We start from the raw sequence: 22,689 nt of genomic DNA, 5'->3' as shown, positions 1-22,689 counted from the left end.
TCGAGGCCACAGGCCATCGAAAGGGCAGCTACTGCCGACACCGTGTCTCCTGCACCGGAAACGTCATAAATATTTCGTTTATGAGATGGAATAATTTTTCCTGACTCCCTGTTATTCACATAAATGCCTTCATCAGACAAGGTGATGAATGCAATATCAATATTCATCTTTTCAAAAAGCTTGTTTGCTGCGGCATTCAATTCTTCCATAACCACAGGTCTTCTGAAAGTCATCTGAAGTCCTTCCTGAAGCTCTTTCAAATTAGGTTTAAACAGAGTAGCCTGCTGATAACTGAAAAAGTTATCTTTTTTGGGGTCTGCAATGGTGGGAATATGCAAACGCCTGGCTTCACTGATAACAAGCTGAATAATCTTTTGATTCAGAACACCCTTGTCGTAATCGGAAAAAACAACTGCATCGGCAAGGGGTAAAATTTCCATGACTTTATCTGTCAGTAAATTCTGGTCAAACTCGTTTAATGGGCGGCTGTCTTCGTTGTCTATCCTGATCAGCTGTTGCTGATGATTGGCAATAATACGTGTTTTGGTAGTGGTTTTACGCATGGAGGATTTCAGCAAAAATTCCGGGGCTATTTTTTTCTCATTTAGCAAATTAAAGAGAAAGGATGCTTCCTCGTCATCTCCGGTCATGGAAACCAGCAATGGGGCTGCACCAAGGCTTTTAATGTTCAGGGCCACATTCCCGGCACCACCCAGTCGGTATTCCTTTTGATTGACCAGCACAACCGGCACCGGAGCTTCAGGAGAAATGCGGCTGACATTTCCCCAGATATAGGCATCGAGCATGATATCGCCTATTACCAGAATTTTCTTTTTCGAAAACTCAGATAAAATGTCTGTTGGAGTTTGTTTATTCAATGTGAGACAGTTTGATTATGATAAACGTGAAAAAGCTGTTTTCATTTTGTCAATAGCTTTTACGATGTTTTCTTCAGAGGTGGCAAATGAAATACGGATACATTCAGGCACACCGAAAGCGTCACCCGAAACGGTTGAAACATAGGCTTCTTCCAGCAGGTACATTGCCATGTCGTTGCTGTTGAGAATGGTTCTTTTGCCGTCTGATTTTCCGAAAAACCCTGATACATCAATCAGACTGTAAAAGGCACCTTCAGGGTTGTTTGCTTTAATGCCGGGAATTTCTGAAAGTTTCTGACTGACGATTTTTCCCCGCTTTAAAAATTCATTTTTCATCTGAAGAGTCGGGTATATGTCCTGGGTATATGCTGCGAGGGCAGCCATTTGTGATATGGTACAAGCTCCTGATGTCAGTTGTCCCTGAAGTTTATTACATGCCCTGGCAAGTGGCAGGGGAGCAATCATATAGCCGATACGCCAGCCGGTCATGGCAAAACCCTTCGATACTCCGTTGATAATGACCATTCTGTCGAGCAGGTCAGTAATCTGGGCAAATGTACAGCGATTACCGGAAAAATTGATATAATCATAGATTTCATCAGCTATAATGACAATATCAGGATATTTTCTGAAAACCTTTGCCAGATTTTCCAGCTCTTCCAGGCAATAGACACTTCCGGAAGGATTTGAAGGTGAGCTGAATAAAAACATTCTTGTTTTGGGAGTAATGGCACTTTCAAGCTCTTCAGGAGTGATTTTAAAATTATTCTCCATCCTTGCTTTGATGACAACCATTTCAGCACCTGCCAGTTTAATCATTTCGGGATAACTGACCCAGTAAGGAGACGGGACAATGGCTTCATCACCTTCATCGAGCAGGCTGAGGATGGCATTGCTGAGAGATTGTTTGGCTCCGTTGCTGACAATGACCTGGTTGAAGTCGAATTCGATACCGAAATCTTTTTTGTACAATGCAGCTATTGCTTTTCGCAGCTCGGGAAAGCCAGGTACCGGGGGATAATGAGTTATATTTTTATTAATAGCTTCAATAGCAGCTGATTTGATATGATCCGGGGTATTGAAATCAGGTTCTCCAATGCTCAGGTTGATAACATCTTTTCCTTCTGAAATGAGCTGACGGGAAAGCTGGGCCATTTTAAGGGTTTCCGATTCGTTGAGTTTTTCTACTCTTTTTGATATTTTTAACGTCATAGTTGTTTTTTTTATAACAGCGAAAATAGACTATTCAATGAAATTAGATTTTCTGCGAAATTTTTCAGAAAAAAATTATTGCCTTTGCCCGGTGCCGGCATATCCTTTTGAAATGAGCCTGTCGGCAATCATCAGGTAAAATGCTTCATCTGTCGGAACGGGTGCCTGCATCATATCAATGTACCGGTTGAACAGACAGGCCACGGAAGCGGTCAGCACCGCATCATGATAGCCTTGTTCGCTTATTCCTGCTTCTTTTGCTTCTTTTACCAAACGGGCTGATTCTTCAGCATTGATTACCCTTACGGCTTCAGCTATTCTGAGTAATACCGAAATCCTGTTTCCTGACTTTTCCGGAGAACTGAAGATGTTTAAAACATCGTCATATTGAAGATTCATCAGTTTGGCCGCTACCCAGCCATGAGAGCGAAGGCAATATTGACAATTGTTTTTAAATGAAACAAAAGCGGAAATGAGTTCTCTCTCCGCACGGCTCAGATCAGAATTCCCGTTTAAAACTGCCTCAACAAATTGGGCAAGGGGATAACCTGTTTCATTTCGGTAAGCAATCAGAGACCCCATACCGGGAAGATTATTTTTTAAGTCTATGACTGGCATAAAACATCATTTTAGGTTTAAAATCAGGTTTATTTTCTCTTCCAAAGGTAAAATTTTAATTGAATACGGTTTTTGAATTCCTCAGGACATTTTACTTTTGTAGCCAGAAATTTTATTGAATTTCAGCGAAAAAAAATATATTTTTCAGCAGTTGTTTCTTTTGCGTCAGGGGAATAACTGCTGATATTTATTTTTAAATAACATATTGAGCAAGAAAGATTTATTAGCTGCATTTCAGAAACATCCCGGAATTTCGGAGCTGGCAAAACTGCTTGAAACCTATACAGCCATTAAATTGTTTGCAGAAGGCTTAAAAGGTTCATCCAGAGCACTTGCCGGCAGTTTGCTGGCTGAACTAACCGGACGTGACTGCTGTTTTATCCTGAGCGACAGGGAAGAAGCCCTCTATTTTATCAACGACCTTGAAACGTTTTCAGAACGGTTTAAATCTTATTTTTTCCCATCCTCTTTTAAAAATGACGATCCGGAGATTATTTTTAATCCATCTATTCAAAAAAGAACGGAAGTTTTAAACATCATTTCCAGAAAAAGTCAGCAACCACGGCTCATCGTAACTTATCCTGAAGCCCTGACCGAGTTAGTGGTCAGTGTGGGGGTTATTGAATCAAACACATTGACTTTAAAAGCAGGGAAAGAACTCGATATTGATTTTTTAATTGATTTTCTGAACGAATATGGTTTTGAGGCAGGAGAATATGTGTATGAAGCCGGAAGTTATGCCATACGTGGCGGAATCATTGACGTTTTTTCTTTTGGCAACACCTATCCCTATCGCATTGAGCTGAAAGGAGATAATATTGAATCAATTCGTGAATTTGACCCTGAAACCCAACTTTCTCTCAGAAAAATGGATTTTATTTCCATTATTCCCAACCTTGAACAGCCATCCACCTCCGGTATGATGATCCCGTTTACAGGAATTCTGAGCCCTGAATGCGTTATCCTGCTTCAGAGCCCGGACCTTGTTTATGCCCGGATGGATTCGTTCAGGAAAAAAATCCGGAAGGCTGAAAAGCAGGAAGAGAAAGAAAATCAGGTTCAGCTTCTGGATGCAAAGACGTTTTTTACCAATCTGATTCAGTTTTCATGCGTTTCTTTTTCTCATACCGAAAAACTAAACATTGATCAACAGGTAAGTTTCTCACTGACACCTCAGCCTTCTTTCAACCGGAATTTTAACATGCTCGCTGAAACACTTCTTGAAAACCAGAAAAACAACTATACCAATTATATTTTTTCGGAGTCATCACGGCAAATAGAACGTATTTATGCTATTTTTGAAGATATCAATCCGGATGTCAGTTTCAAGGCGGTTTATGAAAGTCTGCAGAGTGGATTTACCGATCATCAGCTTAAAATAGCGGTTTTTACGGAGCATGAAATTTTTGCCCGTTTTCATAAATACAGGCAGGAAAAAACATTTACCAAAAATAAAGCCCTTGGACTTAAGGAACTGTATCAGCTTAAGCCCGGTGACTATGTAACCCATATCAATTATGGCATCGGCCGATTTTCAGGCCTTGAAAAAATAATGGCAGGCGGAAGAAAACAGGAGGCTTTGCGTATTGAATACAAAGACGGGGATTTGTTGTACGTCAGCATTCATTCCTTACATAAAATTTCAAGATATACCGGAAAAGAAGGGACCCAGCCTGTTTTGCACCGTTTAGGCTCAAAAGCTTGGGAAAACCTGAAAAACAAAACCAAGAGCAGGGTTAAAGACATTGCTCGCAACCTGATTAAACTCTATGCCCAGCGAAAGACAAAAGAAGGCTTTGCTTTTTCTCCTGATACCTATATGCAGGTTGAACTCGAGGCTTCTTTTATTTATGAAGATACTCCCGACCAAAGTAAAGCCACCGAAGATGTGAAGCTCGACATGGAAAGAAGCTATCCGATGGACAGGCTGATATGCGGGGATGTCGGTTATGGAAAAACTGAAGTGGCCATTCGAGCTGCTTTTAAAGCCGTGGCCGACAGCAAACAGGTGGCCGTGCTGGTTCCTACTACCATCCTTGCTTTTCAGCATTTTAAAACTTTTTCCGAAAGACTGAAAGATTTTCCCTGCAATATTGAATATTTGTCAAGATTCAAATCGCCCGGGCAGCAGAAAGAAATTCTGAAAAGGCTTGAAAACGGTAAGACTGACATCATCATCGGGACACATAAATTGCTTGGCAAGGAAATTAAATTCAAAGACCTTGGGCTCTTAATCATCGATGAAGAACAAAAATTCGGAGTAGCAGCAAAAGAAAGACTCCGGGCTTTAAAAGTGAATGTGGATACGCTGACACTTACTGCAACGCCAATTCCCCGCACACTTCAGTTTTCGCTGATGGGTGTCCGCGACCTTTCTGTCATTAACACTCCGCCACCCAACCGGCAATCCATTGAAACCTATATCAAAACTTTTGACAAGGATATTATCAGGGAAGCCATTGAAAGGGAACTTGACAGGGGAGGACAAGTGTTTTTCGTCCACAACAGGATAAAAGATCTGAACAGGACGGCCAACATTGTGAAAAACCTTGTTCCTTATGCAAAAGTCGGGGTGGCTCACGGACAAATGGAAGGCTACGACCTCGAAGAAACCATGCTGAATTTTATTGACGGATATTACGACATACTTGTTTCGACCAACATCATTGAATCAGGGCTCGACATTCCCAATGCCAACACCATCATTATTGATGATGCCCAGAATTTCGGCCTCAGCGACCTGTATCAGATGAGAGGACGTGTTGGCAGATCCAATATAAAGGCCTATTGCTATCTGATCATCCCTGATTTTGCCAGCCTTACCATTGATGCCAGACGCAGATTGGCTGCCATTGAGGAATTTTCAGAACTCGGCAGCGGGCTTCATATTGCCCTTCGCGACCTCGACATCAGGGGAGCAGGAAATCTGCTTGGTGCTGAACAAAGCGGTTTTATCAATGAAATCGGAATCGAAACCTATAAAAAAATTCTGGATGAAGCCGTTGCTGAGCTCAAACTCGAAGAATTCAGCGATATATTCGATGAAAAAGATCAGGAAAAACTCTTTCAGGAATGTGTTATCGAAACCGACCTTGAAGTACTTATTCCTGATGAATATGTCAGCAATATAGAAGAGCGTCTGATTTTATATAACAAACTGAATGTCATACAGGAAGAGAAAAAACTCATTGCTTTTGAGCAGGAACTTGCCGACAGGTTCGGGCCCTTGCCTTGGCAGGTAAACGATTTGCTCGACCTGATCAGGCTGAAGTGGCAGGCCACTAAACTTGGAGTTGAAAAAATTACTTTCAAAAACAGTGTGATGAAACTCTTTTTCCCTTATGTTTACTCAAAAAGTGAAAAGTTCGGGAAGCACATTTTTGTTAAAATACTGAATTTCAGTAAGAATCATCCGAATATCTGCCGTTTCAGCGAGAAACCTAACGGCCTTGAGCTGGTCATAAAGCCTGTTGTTTTTATTGATGAAGCCCTCAGGCTGGTCAGCGAAATTCATCAATCCGGTTAATAATGAAAAATAAATATTTGTGGCATAATTTTATCGTGAAAAATATTCCTTAAAGCTTAAATATGAATTATTACCGTCCCGGAAGTTTTCAGATTTTACCCCCTGTTGTTAAAAACCTATTGATTATCAATATACTGTTTTTTGTTGCAACCTTTACGCTTGGACGTTTTGGTATAGACCTGATTGACCTCTTTGGCCTTCATTATTTTGGCTCTGAAAAGTTCAGGCCTTTCCAGTTTTTCACCTATATGTTCATGCATGGAGGGTTTTCTCATATTCTTTTCAACATGTTTGCCTTGTGGATGTTTGGGTATGCCATAGAAAACTTCTGGGGGCCCAAACGTTTCCTCATTTATTATCTCGTTACGGGTATTGGTGCTGCGCTGATACATTATGGCGTTTTTTACCTTGAAATTGCCCATTTGCTCAATCCCATCAACGATTTTCTTAATGAGCCTTCCAATCCTGATTTTCAGCAGAGAGTAGCGGAAGTACTTGCTCCATATTATCATGTTTCAGGCCTTGATATCAGCAGAAGCCTGACCGCAGCAGATGTATCGGTTGATATGGTGGAAAGTTTCAAAACCGAATTGCTGAATACTCCTGTGGTGGTGGGCGCTTCGGGTGCAGTTTTCGGTATTTTGCTTGCCTTCGGTATGATGTTTCCCAATTCCCCAATTTATATCTACTTCCTGTTTCCTATCAAAGCAAAATATTTTGTCATCCTTTACGGAGTCCTCGAATTGTTTACAGGCATTTCACGTATGGGAGAAAGCAACATTGCACACTTTGCCCATATCGGTGGTATGCTTTTCGGTTTTATTTTGCTGAAATACTGGAAAGTGAGGCGGCTGAATTGAAAAGTTTTTATTCCGGCCTGGAAGAATGAATGTCCTGATAAAATTTTAAAACTCCTATTTCTATTGGTATAAATGCAATGTAAAGGGATAATGAAGTTTTTCCCGTTTTTGAAATACATGGTAGATTATTCCCAATTGACTTGACAAATATTCCAATTAAAAGTAGTCCGTACAGATTGGAAAAAAAGCAGAACTGAGAAATTTCGTTATCCGTGAAGATGAACAGAACTTAACTTCCCTGTTTAAGAATACATGAAACGCTCATTCATCAACATCTTCATTATCTTTGCAACGAAAAACAATATCAGATGATTAAATACAAGCTAATACTAATTTTCTTTCCGTTGTTGCTATTTGTTTTCAGTAACAGCAATCATAAGAAAAGCCTGTCTTTGCCAGCGGATGATGGATTATCTTTTAATCTGAAAAGCCGTCAGGAGTGGGAGCTGAACCGTCTTGCTGATCCGGTTACGGGAAAATTACCTGTTAATATTGCTGCGCTTGAACTGGAATATGCCTCTGCCTTGCCGAATGATGAGCAGGTTTTAGGTTACCGTGCAGCCAAATGGATACAACGCGGGCCTTTCAACATTGGCGGACGTACCAGAGCTTTTGCCATGGATGTTGCAGATACCAATATCTTGCTGGCGGGAGGAGTTTCTGCAGGAATGTGGCGCTCAACTGACGGAGGTAAAAGCTGGCAAAAAGTAACCATACCCGATCAGTTGCACAATGTCAGTTGTTTGGTACAGGACAAAAGGAAAGGAAAAACAAATATCTGGTATTATGGTACCGGGGAAGCTTATGGCAATTCAGCCTATGCTTCGGGAGCTTATTATTATGGCAATGGCATTTATAAAAGTACTGACAACGGAATTACATGGACTCAACTTGCTTCAACGAATTCACCCAATCTGACCGATTTTGACCCCTGGGACCTGGTCTGGAATATTGCAACCGATATTTCAAATGACAGTCAGGACGTGGTTTATGCTGCCACCCTGAGAAGGCTTTTCAGAAGCACTGACGGAGGACAAACATGGACAAAACTCCTTGGTGGCGACTATGGTTCTTATTTTACCGATGTAGCTGTTACCTCGTCAGGGGTGGTGTATGCTACGATGAGCAAAGACGGCAATCAGGCTGGGATATGGCGCTCTCCTGACGGTATAAACTTTACCAATATTCTGCCTGCCGATACTTTCCCTGCCGAATACAACCGCATAGTGATAGGCATTGATCCCAATAATGAGAATGTAGTTTATTTTCTCGCACATACTCCGGGATATGGTAAAAAATCCATTCGTTCTCAGGACGAAGAAGACTGGAACAGCCTTTGGAAATACAGATATCTTTCCGGGGATGGAAGTGGTACGGGTGGCAAGTGGGAGAATCTCTCAGCGCATATTCCTTCTGATGGCGGTAAAAGTTTTGATAATTTCAATGCACAGGGGGGATATGATCTGGTGGTAAGTGTGTTGCCTGGCGACAGCAATGTCGTATTTATTTCAGGAACAAATATTTATCGTTCAACTGATGCTTTTCGTTCAGATAGTCTGATCCGGCAGATTGGTGGATATGCTGTTCATACCAAACGGCCTAAATGGGAAGTTTATAAAAATCATCATCCCGACCAGCATGTATTGTTTTTTAATCCGTCAAATCCTAAGATTTTATTCAATGGAAACGATGGAGGTGTTTTTAAAACCTTTAACTGCCTGAAGGATACCGTAAACTGGGTTTCTTTGAACAATGGATACCTGACAACTCAAATGTACACCATTGGCATTGAGGAAGATGGTGTGAGTGATGTCATTATTGCCGGGCTTCAGGATAACGGCAACCTTTTTTCAAACAGCACAAATCCGGAAAGTGATTGGGTGATTCCTTACAATGGTGATGGTTCTTTTTCGGGTATTGCAACAGGAAGAGAATATTACATCATGTCAACCCAACTGGGTAAAATCAGGAAACTAAAACTGGACGACAAAGGCAATGTGATTGACTTCACCAGAATTGATCCCATCGGGGGTAAAAATTATTTATTTATCAATCCCTTATTGCTCGATCCTTCAAACAATAAGCTTTATCTGGCAGAGGGATTGAAGCTTTGGCGAAACGACAGTCTTGCAAGCCTTCCCTGGCTCAATAATTACGACTCGATATCGACAGGATGGGTCAGGTTTTCAGATACCGTAAAATATCCCAACCGTTCTATTTCTGCGCTTGCCATCACCAGGCAAAAGCCGGCCAACCGCTTGTATGTGGGTACCAGTAAAAGCCTGCTTTACAAGGTGGAGAATGCTCATCAGGGAGATCCCGTTCTGGAAAGGATTACTTCCCTGAGCAATGCCGGAAATATCAGCTGCATTGCAGTCGATCCACGGGACGGGAACAAAGTTCTGGTTGTTTTTTCCAACTATAAGGTTTACAGTTTGTTTTATTCGAAAGACGGTGGTTCAAGCTGGGAAAAGGTAGCCGGGAACCTTGAAGAAAAGGATGATGGGAGCGGGAATGGCCCGAGTCTGCGCTGGGCATCGATAATGCCGTTGAAAAATGGAAAAACAATGTATTTTGTCGCTGCAAGCACCGGCCTCTACGCAACGGATAGCCTGATGGGTATTGCTACGCGCTGGGTCAACATCGGGCATAACATGATCGGAAATGTCGTGGTCGATATGGTGAAAACAAGAAGTGAAGATGGCCTGGTGGTAGTTGCCACGCATGGAAACGGCATTTTTACCACCCATATATCAAGCCCTGAAGATTTGCTCGGAACTCCTGAAGACAAGCTTTTCATGCAGGAAAATGTGAAAATTTTCCCTTCTTTAGCCAATGAAAAGATTACGCTTGCCATCAGGGAGGCAAAGGGAAATTATCTTTTTTCAGTTTATGACCTGAACGGAAAGCGTATCTGCAGTAAACAACTGAATACCGGCACTGAAAAGAATTTCTTTTATGAATATGAGACAGCATCATTAAAGCCCGGTTATTATCTGGTCTTTCTGGAATCAGAAACTCAGCGACATACGTTAAGTTTTATTAAACGCTGATAATGAGCATCGAACAGATAGATATTGAGAAAAAGAAATGGCGGAAATTTATCCGTGACGAAAAACAAAAATATCCTGTCAGTATTTTGAAAGAAAAATCAGCCGTCATATTTGAACAGCTTGAAAAAACGGAAGTATTTCAGAAAGTATCAGTTTTGGCGGCATACTGGTCGTTAGATGATGAGGTTTCTACCCATGATTTTATCAAAAAGTGGTACAGAGAAAAGGAAATTCTGCTGCCATGCATCAAAGGTGATGATATAGTTTTTAAGAAATTCAGGGGAACAGAGCATCTGGTTATTGAAGAAAAATACCGGATTCCGGAGCCGGATGGGGAGGTATTTACAGAGCTTCATAAAATCGGGTTAATCATTGTGCCGGGACTTGCTTTTGATAAAAATAACAACCGGATGGGGAGAGGAAAGGCTTTTTACGACAGGTTATTGCCTCAGCTTCAGGCTTACAGGATAGGCGTATGTTTTGATTTTCAATATTTTGATGAAATACCTGCTACAGCGTCAGATATAAAAATGAACCTGATTATTTATGGCTAAACAAAAAAAACATGAATGGGGCATAGCACTGAGCGGAGGTGCTGCCCGTGGATTTGCCCATCTTGGGGTGTTAAAATTCATTGAAGAACAAAATATCTTTCCCGGTATTGTTGCCGGAACCAGTGCAGGCTCTATTGCGGGTGCTTTTTATGCGGATGGCTACAGCCCCGATGAAACCTTTGAAATTTTTTCCCATACCAAAATCATGGATTTTCTCGACATTTCACTGCCTAAAAAAGGCTTGCTTAAAAAAGACGGGCTGAAAAAAATACTGGAAGGTCATTTAAGGGCAAAAACATTTGAAGAACTTAAAAAACCGCTTTATGTCTGTGTTACCGACTTAAACAATGCCCGTGCTGAATACCTGAATCAGGGAAATCTTATCGAAGCAGTGCTGGCTTCCTGTGCTATTCCTGTCATTTTTGAACCCCTCATCCGAAATGATATAATCTATGTTGATGGCGGGGTGGTAAACAATCTTCCTGTCGAACCCATCAGACCTTTGTGTAACAGACTGATTGCAGTAAATGTGAATCCTTTAACTTTTCAAAAGGAAATATCAGGAGTAGTGAGCATTCTGGTCAGGAGTTTTCTGATGGCGGCTTCGAAGGATATTGCCTCAAAAAAAAGCCAGGCTGATATTTATATCGAAACCACCAAAATTTCCAAATTCGCCTATTATGAAATCAAAAAAGGGAAGGAGATGTTTGAAATTGGCTATAAAGCAGCAAAAGATGTCTTTGATACTCTGAAAACCGATATATCAGATTAAATATTCCGATTCAATTTTTCATCAGTTTTCCCAGTATTCTGGCGTTAATATTTCCCCGATTTCGATGTTAAAATCAAGCACCATTTTCAGAATAATCGGATTTTCAGGATTGTCCAGTATCCAGTATTTTGAGCCGAGATCGGTTTCACAATAAAAGGTAGGGACGATCATGCTTTTCCCATCAATGACAATAGTATAGGGATAATCGCAGACATATTTTAAAACTTCCTCATCATCAACGGGTTGAATGGTAATGCTTCCCTTATCTTTCATCGCTTTCCAGACGGGATATGAAACAAAGCCGGTCGTACGGTCGTTTTGCTCTTCATAACCTCCCCTGAAATAATTCTGTTGTTTGGTGGCATTCTGCATGGCATATTCAGTAGTCAGGCAGGTGCCTTTCCGGTTGACCGGCCATGTCATCCACCAGTTGAATTTTTTTGCTTTGCCATTATCCAGTAATTCCACAACAAATTCGTAGTTAGAGGAATATTCATGCAGGTAATACCGTATTTTTAAGCCTGGTTTAATCCATGAAAAATCAGTCTGAGCATGACTGAACATGGCCATGAAAATCAATGCTGAGCTTATAGTTATCTTTTTCATTTTCAGATTATTTTGCAATTTCAAGTGCTTTTTCGACAATAGTTTTGACAATATTTTCAGGATTATCTTTTTTACCTGAAACGGTAAAGCTTCCTGCTTTTTCTTTTCCTTTAAACAGGTTAATTTTAATCTCCACCTGATCCCCATTGACAGCATATTGTCCGCGCATCCGGTATGCTTCCGGAAACTCTTTTGCCTGGACAAAAATAACTGGTGATATTCCTTTTGAAGATATTAGCCTGAATTCGTCATCAACCAGCTTTTCGAGACCGAGAATATCATCCATGCTTTCTTCTTCGAGAAAAACAGACATGAGAAACATAGGTTTGGGCTGAGCAAGGCTGATTTTTTCTTTATCCTGCTCGGTAAGTTCGCCAATATCAAAGCTTTGAGAACCATAAGGACTGAAAATCTGGGGCTTCTGAATGCCGCCAATGTCAGCGGCAAGTTCCGGCACCCGTTCCTGTGCACGTGTAAAGAGCATGGCAATGTCGATAAATCTGTCTTCACGGAGGGAAAGGCCTTTTATTCCTTCCAGCAGGCTATAGGTCAGCAGACCTTGTCCGAATTTACTGGCTTCATAGCTGACTGCATCAGCTGCACAACCTGTGATAATGTACATTCCTACGCGGTCTTTCATCCTGTCGAGTGCACGCAGAGTACTTGCGGAGATATCGCGCTTGGCCATCAGGTTTTCAACTGCTTTTCCGGAGGCACAGGCGTCTATCATCATCACTTGTTTTAAAGCGGGGATTTTTTTGAACAAATCGGTCAGTTCAGCACTCGAGATGGTGGTGGCAGTTCTGATTTTGGGGTCTCCGTAAGCTTCTGGCGAAGCAGTGTATGCGTCTTTTGTCAGATAATAAAAATCACCGTCCTGTCCTCCCCAGTTGATACCATGACCGGAAAGGTACAGCACAAAAACATCATCTGAAGTAGCATTTTTTGAAATTTCATCGAATACCCTCAGAATATTGGCTTTTGTCGGTTGCATCTTTTCATCCCCGGCATTAGTGGTCATCAGGTAGAGATGGGTTTTGTCAGTACCAAAAAGCCTTTCTCCGCCAATTTTCAGGGCATTTCCTACATCTTCTGCATCTTTGGCTGCATATTTCAGGTCGATCTGTTCTCCTGTATAATCTGAAACACCGCAGGCAATGACATATAAATGCGGAGGTTTGCTGATCTTTCCGGCTCCGGGATTATAGCTGATGCTCGAACCCCTGCTGACCAGATAGCCCTCGGCATTGTATGCCTTGACTTCAATGATATTTTCCTTTCCGCTTTGTAAATATGGATGATTTTTCAGGTCAAGATTGATTTTAAGCTTGTCGGCTTTGGGATCGGGTTTCGGCCCTCTGGCGTCAGAAGCCACTTCTTTTCCGTTGACAAGAACCACCACTTTTCCGATACCGCCACCACGGTTGGTCAGATCAATCATCAGATTGCTGTTGCTGATGTTGACATCCACCTCCGGATAGAGGTTTACTTCTTCCAGCGCTTTTACATCCCTGATTTTTTCTTTATTGAATCCCAGTAATTTAGGTAAGAGATTGGGCTCATAATAGCGTTCTTTCATCTGATCCAATTCGATGACTTCAAGCCCTGATATATAATATAACAGTTTCATGGCCTGAGATGAGGCATCGAATAAACCGTCTTCATTGCTGACCACCCAGTCGTTTTCCCCGAACAGGACAAGTTTTGCAATTGTCTTGAAGTTTTCTGTTTCGATGATGCCAATGGTGTTATCTGTGGCACTGTAAACAAGATATTTCCCATCGGGTGAAAAACCAGCTGAAGAGATTATTTTGTCACAGGGTGTGAAAACCTTTACATCGGTAAGATTATTCAGGTTGACCAGCATAATGATTTTCTCATGGAAAGCCAGCAGGAAGTTTCCGTCAGGAGAAACCGGTGAATTCCGGTCATCAATTTCATATTTGTTGATTTTATAAAGAATATTCCCGTTTTCGGCATCAAGAACAATGATTTTATTATCTGTTTCTTCAAAGACAATGATTTTTTTCCCATCGGGGGTAAAGCTAACTCTTTGATGAGAACCTTCAAATTCAAGACGTTTCTGAAACTCAAATGTAACGGCATCAAAAAAATGAATTTCTGAATAATCAGTTTTACCTGAAGTGTAAGAAAAGCCGCAAACGATTGATTTTCCATCAGGTGTGTTATTGATGAACCGTATGGCAGGACTTTTAACATTTTTGTCTTTGTCAGGAGTCAATGTAATCTTTTTAATTAACCTGCCTGTAGAAACTTCCCAGAACAATAATGTTGGAGCAATCGTAACCACAGTATCTCCTGTAATAAAGTATTTTGAGTCGGGAGTAAAACCAAACATTCCTGAAGGATACTGGTTGGGAATAATCATATGTGCCTGATTGACAAGATATTTCTGTGTTAATTTCAGGATCATTTTTCCGGTATTGACTTCCCATAATATTACTTTATTGTCATTGCTGTAAGAAAAGCAATATTTTCCGTCAGGGGAAAATCCGGCTCCTAAAACGGCATCATCGTGTGTTCTGAAAGTGGCTGTTCTTTTTCCTGTTGAGAAATTCCACATTCTTGGCACACGGTCTTCTCCGAAGGTCAATACATTGGTGGAATCGGGTGAAAAGGCAAATCCAAAAAGTACGCCCTTGTGTCCAACCAGATGATTTACGGAGGTTGATTTGTGTAAGTCCCAGATGTTCACCGAATAATCATTGCCCGTACAAACAAGGTATTTGCTGTCAGGGCTGAAAGCAACATGGGTCGGTCTCCATGAATTGCTGCCAAACACTCTGAATTTTTTACCGGTTGTTACATCCCATTGGATAATGGTCTGGTCGCGGCTGGACGAAAAGAGATATTTCCCGTCAGGAGAAAATTTTAATCCTGAGATATAATGATCGTGCCCGAATAATTCCCTGATTTTTTCACCGGTTTCAGCATTCCATAAAATCACCAGTTGGTCGTGCCCTCCGCTGGCAATAATTTTCCCGTCAGGGGAAAAGCAGACAACCGCACCCGGATGTTTAATGGTTTCAATAAGATGCCTGCCACTGTCAAGATCAATCAGCTCAATATTTCTTCCGTCATCTGAATAAACCAGTTTTTTTTCATCAGGGGAAAAACTGAAGGAACGCAAAGTGCCGGTTTCAAAAACCTTAATTATTGAAAAATCTGAAGTATTACAGAGTATCGTTTTCCCTTGATCCTGATAAATAAAATATTTGCCGGAGGGACTGAAAGCAGCAACTCCTTCTGAAAAGTTTTCACTTTTATAAAGTATTTCACCTGACTGTGCATCAAACAGTATGGCTTTCTGTTTATTTTTATCCTCATTATAACCAGTGGTCAGAATGTATTTCCCATCCGGAGAATAAGCGGCATATCCTGCTTCATTAAATTCCCTGAGTTTTTCTCCGCTTTGAACATCATATTCTTCTATCTTTTTTTTGTTAAATACCAGGAATCGGTTACCATCCGGAGAAAACCTGATAACATTTTTGTGAAAGTTTGTTTTCTCAAAGGCAAAATTCGGATATATCTCATTGAAAACCTTGATTTCTTTTCCTGATGATATTTCCCACAACCTGACGGTTTTGTCTCTGCCATGAGAAATCAAATATTTCCCATCTGCTGAGATGTCAAATGCAGCCACACCGGCAGTGTGCCCGACAGGGACAAATAGATCAGGCCTGACTGACACATTTTTGCGAACTTTAGCTCCTTTGGTCGTCAGAAACTGAGCTAAATCTGTGTATCCATGCGAAATAGCCAGTTCAAGTGCATTTTCTCCCTTTGAACATGGCTTATTGATGTCGATATTTAAACCACCAAGATAATAAGCCATTTCTTTATTCCCAAGCAGAATGGCATAATAAAGGGCTGTTCTTCCCATGGAATCTGTAATATTGAGGTTTATTCCGTACCCTGCAATTTTTTGAATGATATCTTTTGCATTAACCTTAACCAGACGGTGGAGCAAGGGAAAACCATTGCTGTCTTTTTCATTGGCCAGTTCAGGATGTTTTTTTATCAGAGGAATAATACTCCATTCAAGTTGGTTATCAATGAGTTCAATAAGACTTAATTCTTCTACGAAAAGCAATTCCATCATTTTTTTATCAGCCTTTTGTGCTTCTGCAAACTGATAGGCATTTTCCCCCTTTGAATTTGTCTGGTTAACCTGTGCTCCGGCTGCCAGAAGTGCCTTTACGGTCAGTAAATCATTTTTCAGGATAGCTGCCTGTAATACGGTGAGACCTTCCTTGTTCAGTTTTGTCAAATCAACACCATGCTTAATCAGTAAATTCAGAATCTCATAATTCTGATAATCAATAGCACGGAAAACAGGATAATCTCCGTCAATGGTTTTTGCATTGATGTCAACACCTTTGTCAATCAGAAGTCTGGCTATTTCTGTATTTGTTTCAATGGCTTTACAGAGGGGATTTTCACTGGTTGAATAATTTATTATGGCTTTGTTGTTTAAAAGCAACTTAACTTCCTGCAGGTTTCCGCTTCTGACCGCATAGACCAAACCATTGTTCCCGTATTTATCGGGTTGATTGGGGTCAAAGCCATATTTCAGCATAAGTTCAGCAGTATCAGGCTTTTGTGTAAGCAAAGCCTGATACAATAATGAGGAAGGATATCTGACTTTTTTTTCGTTAAAAAGTTTTTTCCAGTCAAACAAATCAGCCAGCTTGTCGTCATCGCTTTTCAATGCATAATAATACGGCCCGTAACCGTCAATGTCGGTAAAGGTAGGGTCGGCACCCTTTTCGAGTAGATATTTTGCTATGTCAGTATAACCATCACGGGTGGCAATAATTAAAGGGGTATAACCCGATTTCGAATTATTGAAGTTAATATCGGCTCCTTTTTCAACAAGGAATCTGGTCAGTTCAAAATTGTTTCTGAATACTGCGTAAATCAGAGCTGTCAGTTTATTGACGTATTCCAGCTGATCAACAGGGCTCCCCTGTTCAATCAGAAATTCAGCTGTTTCAGTCTGGTCGGATAAAACTGCAGCATGTAAGGGTGATAAAACATGAATGACACTATCGTTAAGGGTAAACAAATCTGTTGTCAGGTCGTAATGAAAACTATCCCTGAGGTATTTGAGCAATTCAATATTTCCCCTTGCAGCAGCCATGGCTGGCAGAGAATAGACATATATTTTCTGATCACCCAGATAAAGTGCATTCCCTGATTTGACTTCCGCTCCATTCCAGACAAGGAACCTGAAGATATCAGTAAAATTCATGTATGCAGCCAGCATCAGAATACCGGCACCGTTAATCTGAGGATAGTTAATATTGGCCTTGTAGCTTAAAAGTAGTCGAATAAGTGAAAGATTGTTGTTGATTACAGCATAGCCAAGTGGTGTAATATCATATTCATCGGCAAGATCAGGGTCAGCTTTTTGATCCAGCAAATACTTAATGAGCTCTAAATCTTTGGTGCGGATGGCACAAATTAAAGGAGTTGGAGTAAGCGGTTTAAAATTTTCTTTTACCTGCGAATTGATATCAGCCCCTTTTTCGAGCAAATATTTAACGATTTCGGTATGCCCCGAAGCACAGGCTTCATGAAGCGCAGTCCATCCTGTTTCGCCCTTATCTTTTACCAGTTGCTTGTCTTTGGGCAAAACACCCAGTTTTTCTACCAGATACTGTACAATGTCCAGTTTTCCTGTCCCTGCAGCTATTGAAAGAGGAGCGCCATAATAGCTTTCTTTTTCTTCATCAAGATAAATAAAGCCTTTCTTTTTTACATCTGCCCCATATTTTACAAGCAGTTTGACCATCTTAAGGTCTGATTTATAAATTGCCCACATGAGGGCTGTGGCCTGATTTTCATCCTGAGCATTGACATTGGCTCCAATGTCGATAAGTTTTTTAACCTGCTTGTAATCTGAAGCCTGAATGGCTTTTATCAGTGATTTATCGATCGGACGCTTCTGAGCCTGCACACCTGAACTGAAAAGTAGCATAACAATAGCTACACACCAAATTGTGTTTTTCATCGTTTTTTATTTTTGTAATTAACTAAATACCCTTATTACAGGGTATGTAAACACCATTAAATAATTTTATTGACCAAGAAATTTTTTAATTTCGGCAAAATAAGCCTGTTTGCTGGTCGTATAGGTGGTTTTTGAGGTGGCTCCGGCAACCGTGTAAATGGAAGTGATGCTTTTTTTCAGCTTGTAAAGCTCTTTCATGTCGGTCGGGGTAAAAATTTTATCATCTGCCCCGCAGATCAGCAAAATCCCCTGAAGGCCAGAACCTTTTTCACTCATTGCGTAATAGGGTTCAAGGAAGGTCTTATCATACCCAAGCGGCATCATTACCTTCTGCCCGTAAACATCCATATATCGTTTTTCTGTAAGTTCAAAGGTGGAATAAGGTGAATCAGCAATAATACGACTGATTTCAGCCCTGTTACAACCAATACCTATTGATAAACCTCCCCCAATTCCCAAACCAAATAAATGAATGGTTTTCAGAGAAGGATAATCGCGTTTTACCCAGTCGAGCACGCCTTCCAGATCTTTTTGAAACTGGCTGTACATGAAAAAATTATTGTTTATGGGGAAATCATCGCTTTTCCCGTATCCACGGTAATCATAGGTTACTACGTTGTAGCCCAGCGACAGGAAATTACTGGCATATTCAATAAGGTCGGCCATATTCCCGTCTCCGTCATCGCTTAAAATGATTACTTTTCTCGACAGTTTGTCGGTTGCCTTGAAAAACCATACCTGCAGCATCATATTATCTGAAGTCTTCACTCTGATGTTGTTGTAATCCATGCCATAGTCGGCCGGGGTAACCGGATATTCTCTTACAGGATTTAATGCAAACACTGAATTAATGACCAGAAATGAAATTAAAGTGATAAAAAAAGCCTTCATTTTTCAATATTTTAACTTTCTGATGATGGGGTAAAATTAAGGAAATTCATCAAACACTGAATGAACCTCAGTAATTTTAATCATGGGAATAAATGAGTGGAAATAAAAAACCCTGCAAAAAGCAGGGTTACGTGGTAGCGGGGAGAGGATTCGAACCTCTGACCTTTGGGTTATGAGCCCAACGAGCTACCAGCTGCTCCACCCCGCAATAAAATTCAGGTGCAAATATACATTATTTTTGATTATCAGCTTACTCTGAGAAAAATTTTTTTAAATCCTGATCAGTATCCTGCATTAATGATGAGTGCAGAGTTTTGCTTCAGCTGAATCCCGATATGCAGAATTTCTTCCCGACATGCTGCCGGCAACAAATCTCATTTTAAAACGAACCAAGGGGGCATAAAACTTGTTAATTGAGTAGCTCATTAAATAATGATTAAACCGTATCTGACATATTTTTTATTAGCCTTTATTTTAATTTCCTGCTCGAAGGGGCAAAATACAAATATTCAATATTTTAAATCCAAAGAGATGAAATACAATGTTTTAACTGAGGAAGAAAAAAAAGTAATACTTTATAAAGCAACTGAAAGACCTTTTACAGGGGAGTATGACAATTTTTTTGAAAAGGGATTGTACGCCTGCAAGCAGTGCAATGCTCCCTTGTTTCATTCATCCGCCAAGTTTCACTCTGGTTGCGGATGGCCCAGCTTCGATGAAGAAATACAGGGAGCGGTGCTCAGAATCCCGGACAGGGATGGTATGCGGACAGAGATCATTTGTTCCAATTGTGGCGGTCATCTTGGCCATGTGTTTGAAGGAGAGGGATTTACCCCAAAAAATACCCGGCATTGCGTCAATTCTTTGTCTCTCAGATTCATTCCGGAGACGGAAGTCTCCAGGCATTACGACACGGCTGTTTTTGCTTCCGGTTGTTTCTGGGGAACGGAATTTTATTTTCAAAAGGCAAAGGGGGTTATTTCAACCCAGGTAGGTTTTACAGGTGGTCATACCCAAAATCCTACCTATAAACAGGTTTGTCAGGGTAATACCGGCCATGCAGAAGCTGTTATGGTCGTTTTTAATCCTGCTGAAACAAGCTATGAGGAATTGGCAAAATTGTTTTTTGAAACACATAACCCTGAGCAGCGGGACGGACAAGGTCCTGACATCGGCCATCAGTATCGTTCTGCCATTTTTTATAAAGATGAACAACAAAAAAAGATAGCTGAATCCCTGATGGAAATACTGCGGCAGAAAGGATATAAAATAGCTACGGAGCTTAATAAATTTGAGAAATTCTGGATAGCGGAAGACTATCATCAGGATTATTATCAGAAAACAGGGGGCACTCCTTACTGCCACCACTATACAAAGCGATTTTAAACCTAAAAGTATGAGGCAGTCGTGTTTTCCCCTTTGTTTATTTTATATTGAATATCATTTTGTAAACTTTGCAATTGAAATTTATTTATGATGAACGACAGTCAACAGGTAATTAACTCGATAACCGAGGAAAAATATAAATATGGCTTTTATACCCCCCTGGAACAGGAATTTGCACCAAAGGGGCTGAATGAAGAGATTATCCGGTTTATTTCTGCTAAAAAAAATGAGCCTGATTTTATGCTTGAGTTCAGGCTGAAAGCTTTCAGAAACTGGCAGAAAATGAAAGAACCGGCTTGGGCACATCTGACTTATCCTCCTGTTGATTTTCAGGATATTACTTACTTTGCTGCACCCAAAAAGAAGAATCTCAAAAGCCTTGATGAAGCCGATCCGGAGCTGCTGGAAACATTCAACAAACTGGGCATTCCGCTGGAAGAACAAAAAGTGCTGGCTGGAGTTGCTGTTGATGTGGTGATGGACAGCAGTTCGGTAATTACTACCTATAAAGAAAAACTTAATGAACTCGGGATTATTTTCACTTCGATAGGAGAAGCGCTGCAAACCCATCCTGATCTGGTCAGGAAATACCTGGGGTCTGTCGTACCACCAACTGATAATTACTATGCTGCATTGAATTCCGCAGTTTTCAGTGACGGTTCTTTTGTCTTTATTCCCAAAGGTGTTCGTTGCCCGATAGAGTTATCGACTTATTTCAGAATAAATGCTGCAGAAACAGGGCAGTTTGAAAGAACTCTTATCGTTGCCGAAGAAGGCAGTTATGTCAGCTATCTTGAAGGTTGTACAGCTCCCATGCGTGATGAAAACCAGTTGCATGCAGCCGTAGTGGAAATTGTTGCACTCGACCATGCTGAGGTGAAATACAGCACAGTTCAGAACTGGTACCCTGGCGATAGTGAAGGAAAAGGTGGCATTTATAACTTTGTGACCAAAAGAGGTATTTGCAAGGGCAAAAACAGCCATATATCATGGACACAGGTAGAAACCGGTTCAGCCATCACCTGGAAATATCCGAGTGTTATCCTGCTTGGCGACAACAGCACAGGGGAGTTTTATTCAGTAGCGGTAACCAACCATTTTCAGCAGGCAGATACAGGAACCAAAATGATTCACATCGGCAAAAACACACGTAGCCGCATTGTGAGCAAAGGTATCTCCGCAGGAAAAAGTAACAACAGCTACAGGGGACTAGTGAAGATCATGAAAAGTGCCATCAATGCCCGCAATCATACCCAATGCGATTCATTATTGCTTGGCGACAAATGCGGGGCACATACCTTTCCCTATGTGGATGTAGCTAACCGGACTGCCATCGTTGAACATGAGGCTACTACCTCCAAAATTGCTGATGATCAGTTGTTTTACTGCAATCAACGGGGAATAAGTAATGAAAATGCAGTAGCTTTGATTGTCAATGGATATGCCAGAGAAGTTTTAAACAAACTACCCATGGAATTTGCCGTTGAAGCACAAAAATTATTGTCAATTACGCTTGAAAACAGCGTGGGTTAAAATCGAAATAATATGTTGGAAATCAGAAATTTAAATGCATCCATTAATGGAAATGAGATATTAAAGGGGCTGAATTTAAGCATCAAACCCGGTGAAATTCACGCCATCATGGGGCCGAATGGTTCGGGGAAAAGTACACTTGCCTCTGTTTTGGCCGGGAAAGAGCTTGTGGAAGTTACACAAGGCGAGGTCTTATATAAAGGCAAAAATCTGCTTGACATGAGTCCCGAACACCGTTCATGGGAAGGTATTTTCCTTGCTTTTCAATATCCGGTTGAAATTCCGGGAGTCAGTATCACCAATTTTATGCGCACAGCCATCAATGAAAAGAGGAAATATTTTGGACAGGAACCTATCTCAGGAGCTGAATTCGTTAAACTCATGAACGAAAAAAAGAAAGTTGTCGATATTACCACCCAACTGACAAACCGCTCTGTCAATGAGGGCTTTTCAGGTGGTGAAAAAAAACGTAACGAAATATTTCAGATGGCCATGCTCGAACCCGAACTGGCTATCCTTGATGAAACCGATTCAGGCCTTGACATTGATGCCCTCAGAGTGGTGGCAAATGGAGTTAACTTGCTGAAAAACAAAACCAATTCTTTCCTTGTGATTACACATTACCAGCGACTGCTTGATTATATTGTCCCGGATTTTGTTCATGTTCTGTATCAGGGAAAAATTGTGAAATCAGGAACCAGGGAACTGGCTCTCGAACTGGAAGAAAAAGGTTATGACTGGTTGAAAGAATAAATGAAGA

The 22,689-nt window shown here is 40.9% G+C and carries 14 protein-coding genes and 1 tRNA gene; 8 read left to right on the top strand and 7 right to left on the bottom strand.

Annotation, left to right across the window (positions count from 1 at the left end):
* From GX437_09525 to GX437_09515, 3 genes are all read right to left on the bottom strand, one after another.
* A partial coding sequence (locus GX437_09525; protein NLJ07895.1) for a D-glycero-beta-D-manno-heptose-7-phosphate kinase occupies positions 1 to 878 on the bottom strand: 878 nt, incomplete at its 3' end.
* 15 nt (positions 879 to 893) lie between these two features.
* Positions 894 to 2,033, bottom strand: a complete 1,140-nt coding sequence (locus tag GX437_09520) for a pyridoxal phosphate-dependent aminotransferase (GenBank protein ID NLJ07894.1) — start codon at positions 2,031 to 2,033, stop codon at positions 894 to 896.
* Positions 2,034 to 2,165: 132 nt separating this feature from the next.
* Positions 2,166 to 2,708 carry a carboxymuconolactone decarboxylase family protein gene (locus GX437_09515; protein ID NLJ07893.1) on the bottom strand — a complete coding sequence of 181 codons (543 nt, stop codon included), beginning with the start codon at positions 2,706 to 2,708 and terminating at the stop codon, positions 2,166 to 2,168.
* A 205-nt stretch (positions 2,709 to 2,913) separates the two neighbouring features.
* Between GX437_09515 and mfd the strand changes: the two genes are divergently transcribed.
* The 5 genes from mfd (at position 2,914) to GX437_09490 (ending at position 11,473) form a co-directional block, all read left to right on the top strand.
* Positions 2,914 to 6,234 (top strand): transcription-repair coupling factor, encoded by a 3,321-nt coding sequence (gene mfd, locus GX437_09510; GenBank protein NLJ07892.1) that lies wholly within the window; start codon positions 2,914 to 2,916, stop codon positions 6,232 to 6,234.
* A gap of 62 nt (positions 6,235 to 6,296) precedes the next feature.
* Entirely contained in the window at positions 6,297 to 7,094 is a 798-nt protein-coding gene (locus GX437_09505) for a rhomboid family intramembrane serine protease (protein NLJ07891.1), read from the top strand.
* 308 nt (positions 7,095 to 7,402) lie between these two features.
* On the top strand, positions 7,403 to 10,147 hold the full coding sequence (locus tag GX437_09500) for a flagellar basal body rod modification protein (GenBank protein NLJ07890.1): 2,745 nt from the start codon (positions 7,403 to 7,405) through the stop codon (positions 10,145 to 10,147).
* 23 nt (positions 10,148 to 10,170) lie between these two features.
* Positions 10,171 to 10,701: a 5-formyltetrahydrofolate cyclo-ligase gene (locus GX437_09495; GenBank protein ID NLJ07889.1), complete on the top strand. Its 531-nt coding sequence runs from the start codon at positions 10,171 to 10,173 to the stop codon at positions 10,699 to 10,701.
* The gene (locus tag GX437_09490; GenBank protein NLJ07888.1) at positions 10,694 to 11,473 is read left to right on the top strand and encodes a patatin-like phospholipase family protein; all 780 of its coding nucleotides are present in this window, start codon (positions 10,694 to 10,696) and stop codon (positions 11,471 to 11,473) included. Before GX437_09495 ends, GX437_09490 begins: the two co-directional genes overlap by 8 nt.
* A 21-nt stretch (positions 11,474 to 11,494) precedes the next feature.
* Here GX437_09490 and GX437_09485 read toward each other — a convergent pair whose 3' ends face one another.
* The 4 genes from GX437_09485 to GX437_09470 form a co-directional block, all read right to left on the bottom strand.
* A complete protein-coding gene (locus GX437_09485) occupies positions 11,495 to 12,079 on the bottom strand; it encodes a hypothetical protein (GenBank protein NLJ07887.1) in 585 nt (194 codons plus the stop codon).
* 7 nt (positions 12,080 to 12,086) lie between these two features.
* Positions 12,087 to 18,119 (bottom strand): hypothetical protein, encoded by a 6,033-nt coding sequence (locus GX437_09480; GenBank protein NLJ07886.1) that lies wholly within the window; start codon positions 18,117 to 18,119, stop codon positions 12,087 to 12,089.
* Between the two features lie 66 nt (positions 18,120 to 18,185).
* Complete coding sequence (locus GX437_09475) at positions 18,186 to 19,010, bottom strand: alpha/beta hydrolase (GenBank protein ID NLJ07885.1); 825 nt, start codon at positions 19,008 to 19,010, stop codon at positions 18,186 to 18,188.
* A 132-nt stretch (positions 19,011 to 19,142) separates the two neighbouring features.
* A tRNA-Met gene (locus tag GX437_09470) sits at positions 19,143 to 19,218 on the bottom strand.
* 323 nt (positions 19,219 to 19,541) lie between these two features.
* On the opposite strand from GX437_09470, the gene GX437_09465 reads away from it, so the two are divergent.
* The 3 genes from GX437_09465 to sufC all read left to right on the top strand — a co-directional run bounded on the left by GX437_09465 (position 19,542) and on the right by sufC (position 22,682).
* Complete coding sequence (locus GX437_09465; GenBank protein NLJ07884.1) at positions 19,542 to 20,396, top strand: bifunctional methionine sulfoxide reductase B/A protein; 855 nt, start codon at positions 19,542 to 19,544, stop codon at positions 20,394 to 20,396.
* 90 nt (positions 20,397 to 20,486) lie between these two features.
* Positions 20,487 to 21,929, top strand: a complete 1,443-nt coding sequence (gene sufB / locus GX437_09460) for a Fe-S cluster assembly protein SufB (GenBank protein NLJ07883.1) — start codon at positions 20,487 to 20,489, stop codon at positions 21,927 to 21,929.
* 12 nt (positions 21,930 to 21,941) lie between these two features.
* Entirely contained in the window at positions 21,942 to 22,682 is a 741-nt protein-coding gene (gene sufC, locus GX437_09455; GenBank protein ID NLJ07882.1) for a Fe-S cluster assembly ATPase SufC, read from the top strand.
* Positions 22,683 to 22,689: the final 7 nt, after the last annotated feature.

The sequence above is a fragment of the Sphingobacteriales bacterium genome (genome assembly GCA_012517435.1).
In the GTDB taxonomy this organism is placed as follows: Bacteria; Bacteroidota; Bacteroidia; order CAILMK01; family JAAYUY01; genus JAAYUY01.
This window is presented reverse-complemented; position numbering and strand designations above follow the sequence as displayed.

Bases quoted from the DNA above. Each gene is read 5' to 3' on its own strand.
- GX437_09520 (NLJ07894.1), bottom strand. From the start codon at position 2,033: ATGGCCCAGCTTTCCCGTCAGCTCATTTCAGAAGGAAAAGATGTTATC.
- GX437_09515 (NLJ07893.1), bottom strand. From the start codon at position 2,708: ATGCCAGTCATAGACTTAAAAAATAATCTTCCCGGTATGGGGTCTCTG.
- GX437_09505 (NLJ07891.1), top strand. From the start codon at position 6,297: ATGAATTATTACCGTCCCGGAAGTTTTCAGATTTTACCCCCTGTTGTT.
- GX437_09500 (NLJ07890.1), top strand. From the start codon at position 7,403: ATGATTAAATACAAGCTAATACTAATTTTCTTTCCGTTGTTGCTATTT.
- GX437_09490 (NLJ07888.1), top strand. From the start codon at position 10,694: ATGGCTAAACAAAAAAAACATGAATGGGGCATAGCACTGAGCGGAGGT.
- GX437_09485 (NLJ07887.1), bottom strand. From the start codon at position 12,079: ATGAAAAAGATAACTATAAGCTCAGCATTGATTTTCATGGCCATGTTC.
- GX437_09480 (NLJ07886.1), bottom strand. From the start codon at position 18,119: ATGAAAAACACAATTTGGTGTGTAGCTATTGTTATGCTACTTTTCAGT.
- GX437_09475 (NLJ07885.1), bottom strand. From the start codon at position 19,010: ATGAAGGCTTTTTTTATCACTTTAATTTCATTTCTGGTCATTAATTCA.
- GX437_09465 (NLJ07884.1), top strand. From the start codon at position 19,542: ATGAAATACAATGTTTTAACTGAGGAAGAAAAAAAAGTAATACTTTAT.
- sufB (NLJ07883.1), top strand. From the start codon at position 20,487: ATGAACGACAGTCAACAGGTAATTAACTCGATAACCGAGGAAAAATAT.
- sufC (NLJ07882.1), top strand. From the start codon at position 21,942: ATGTTGGAAATCAGAAATTTAAATGCATCCATTAATGGAAATGAGATA.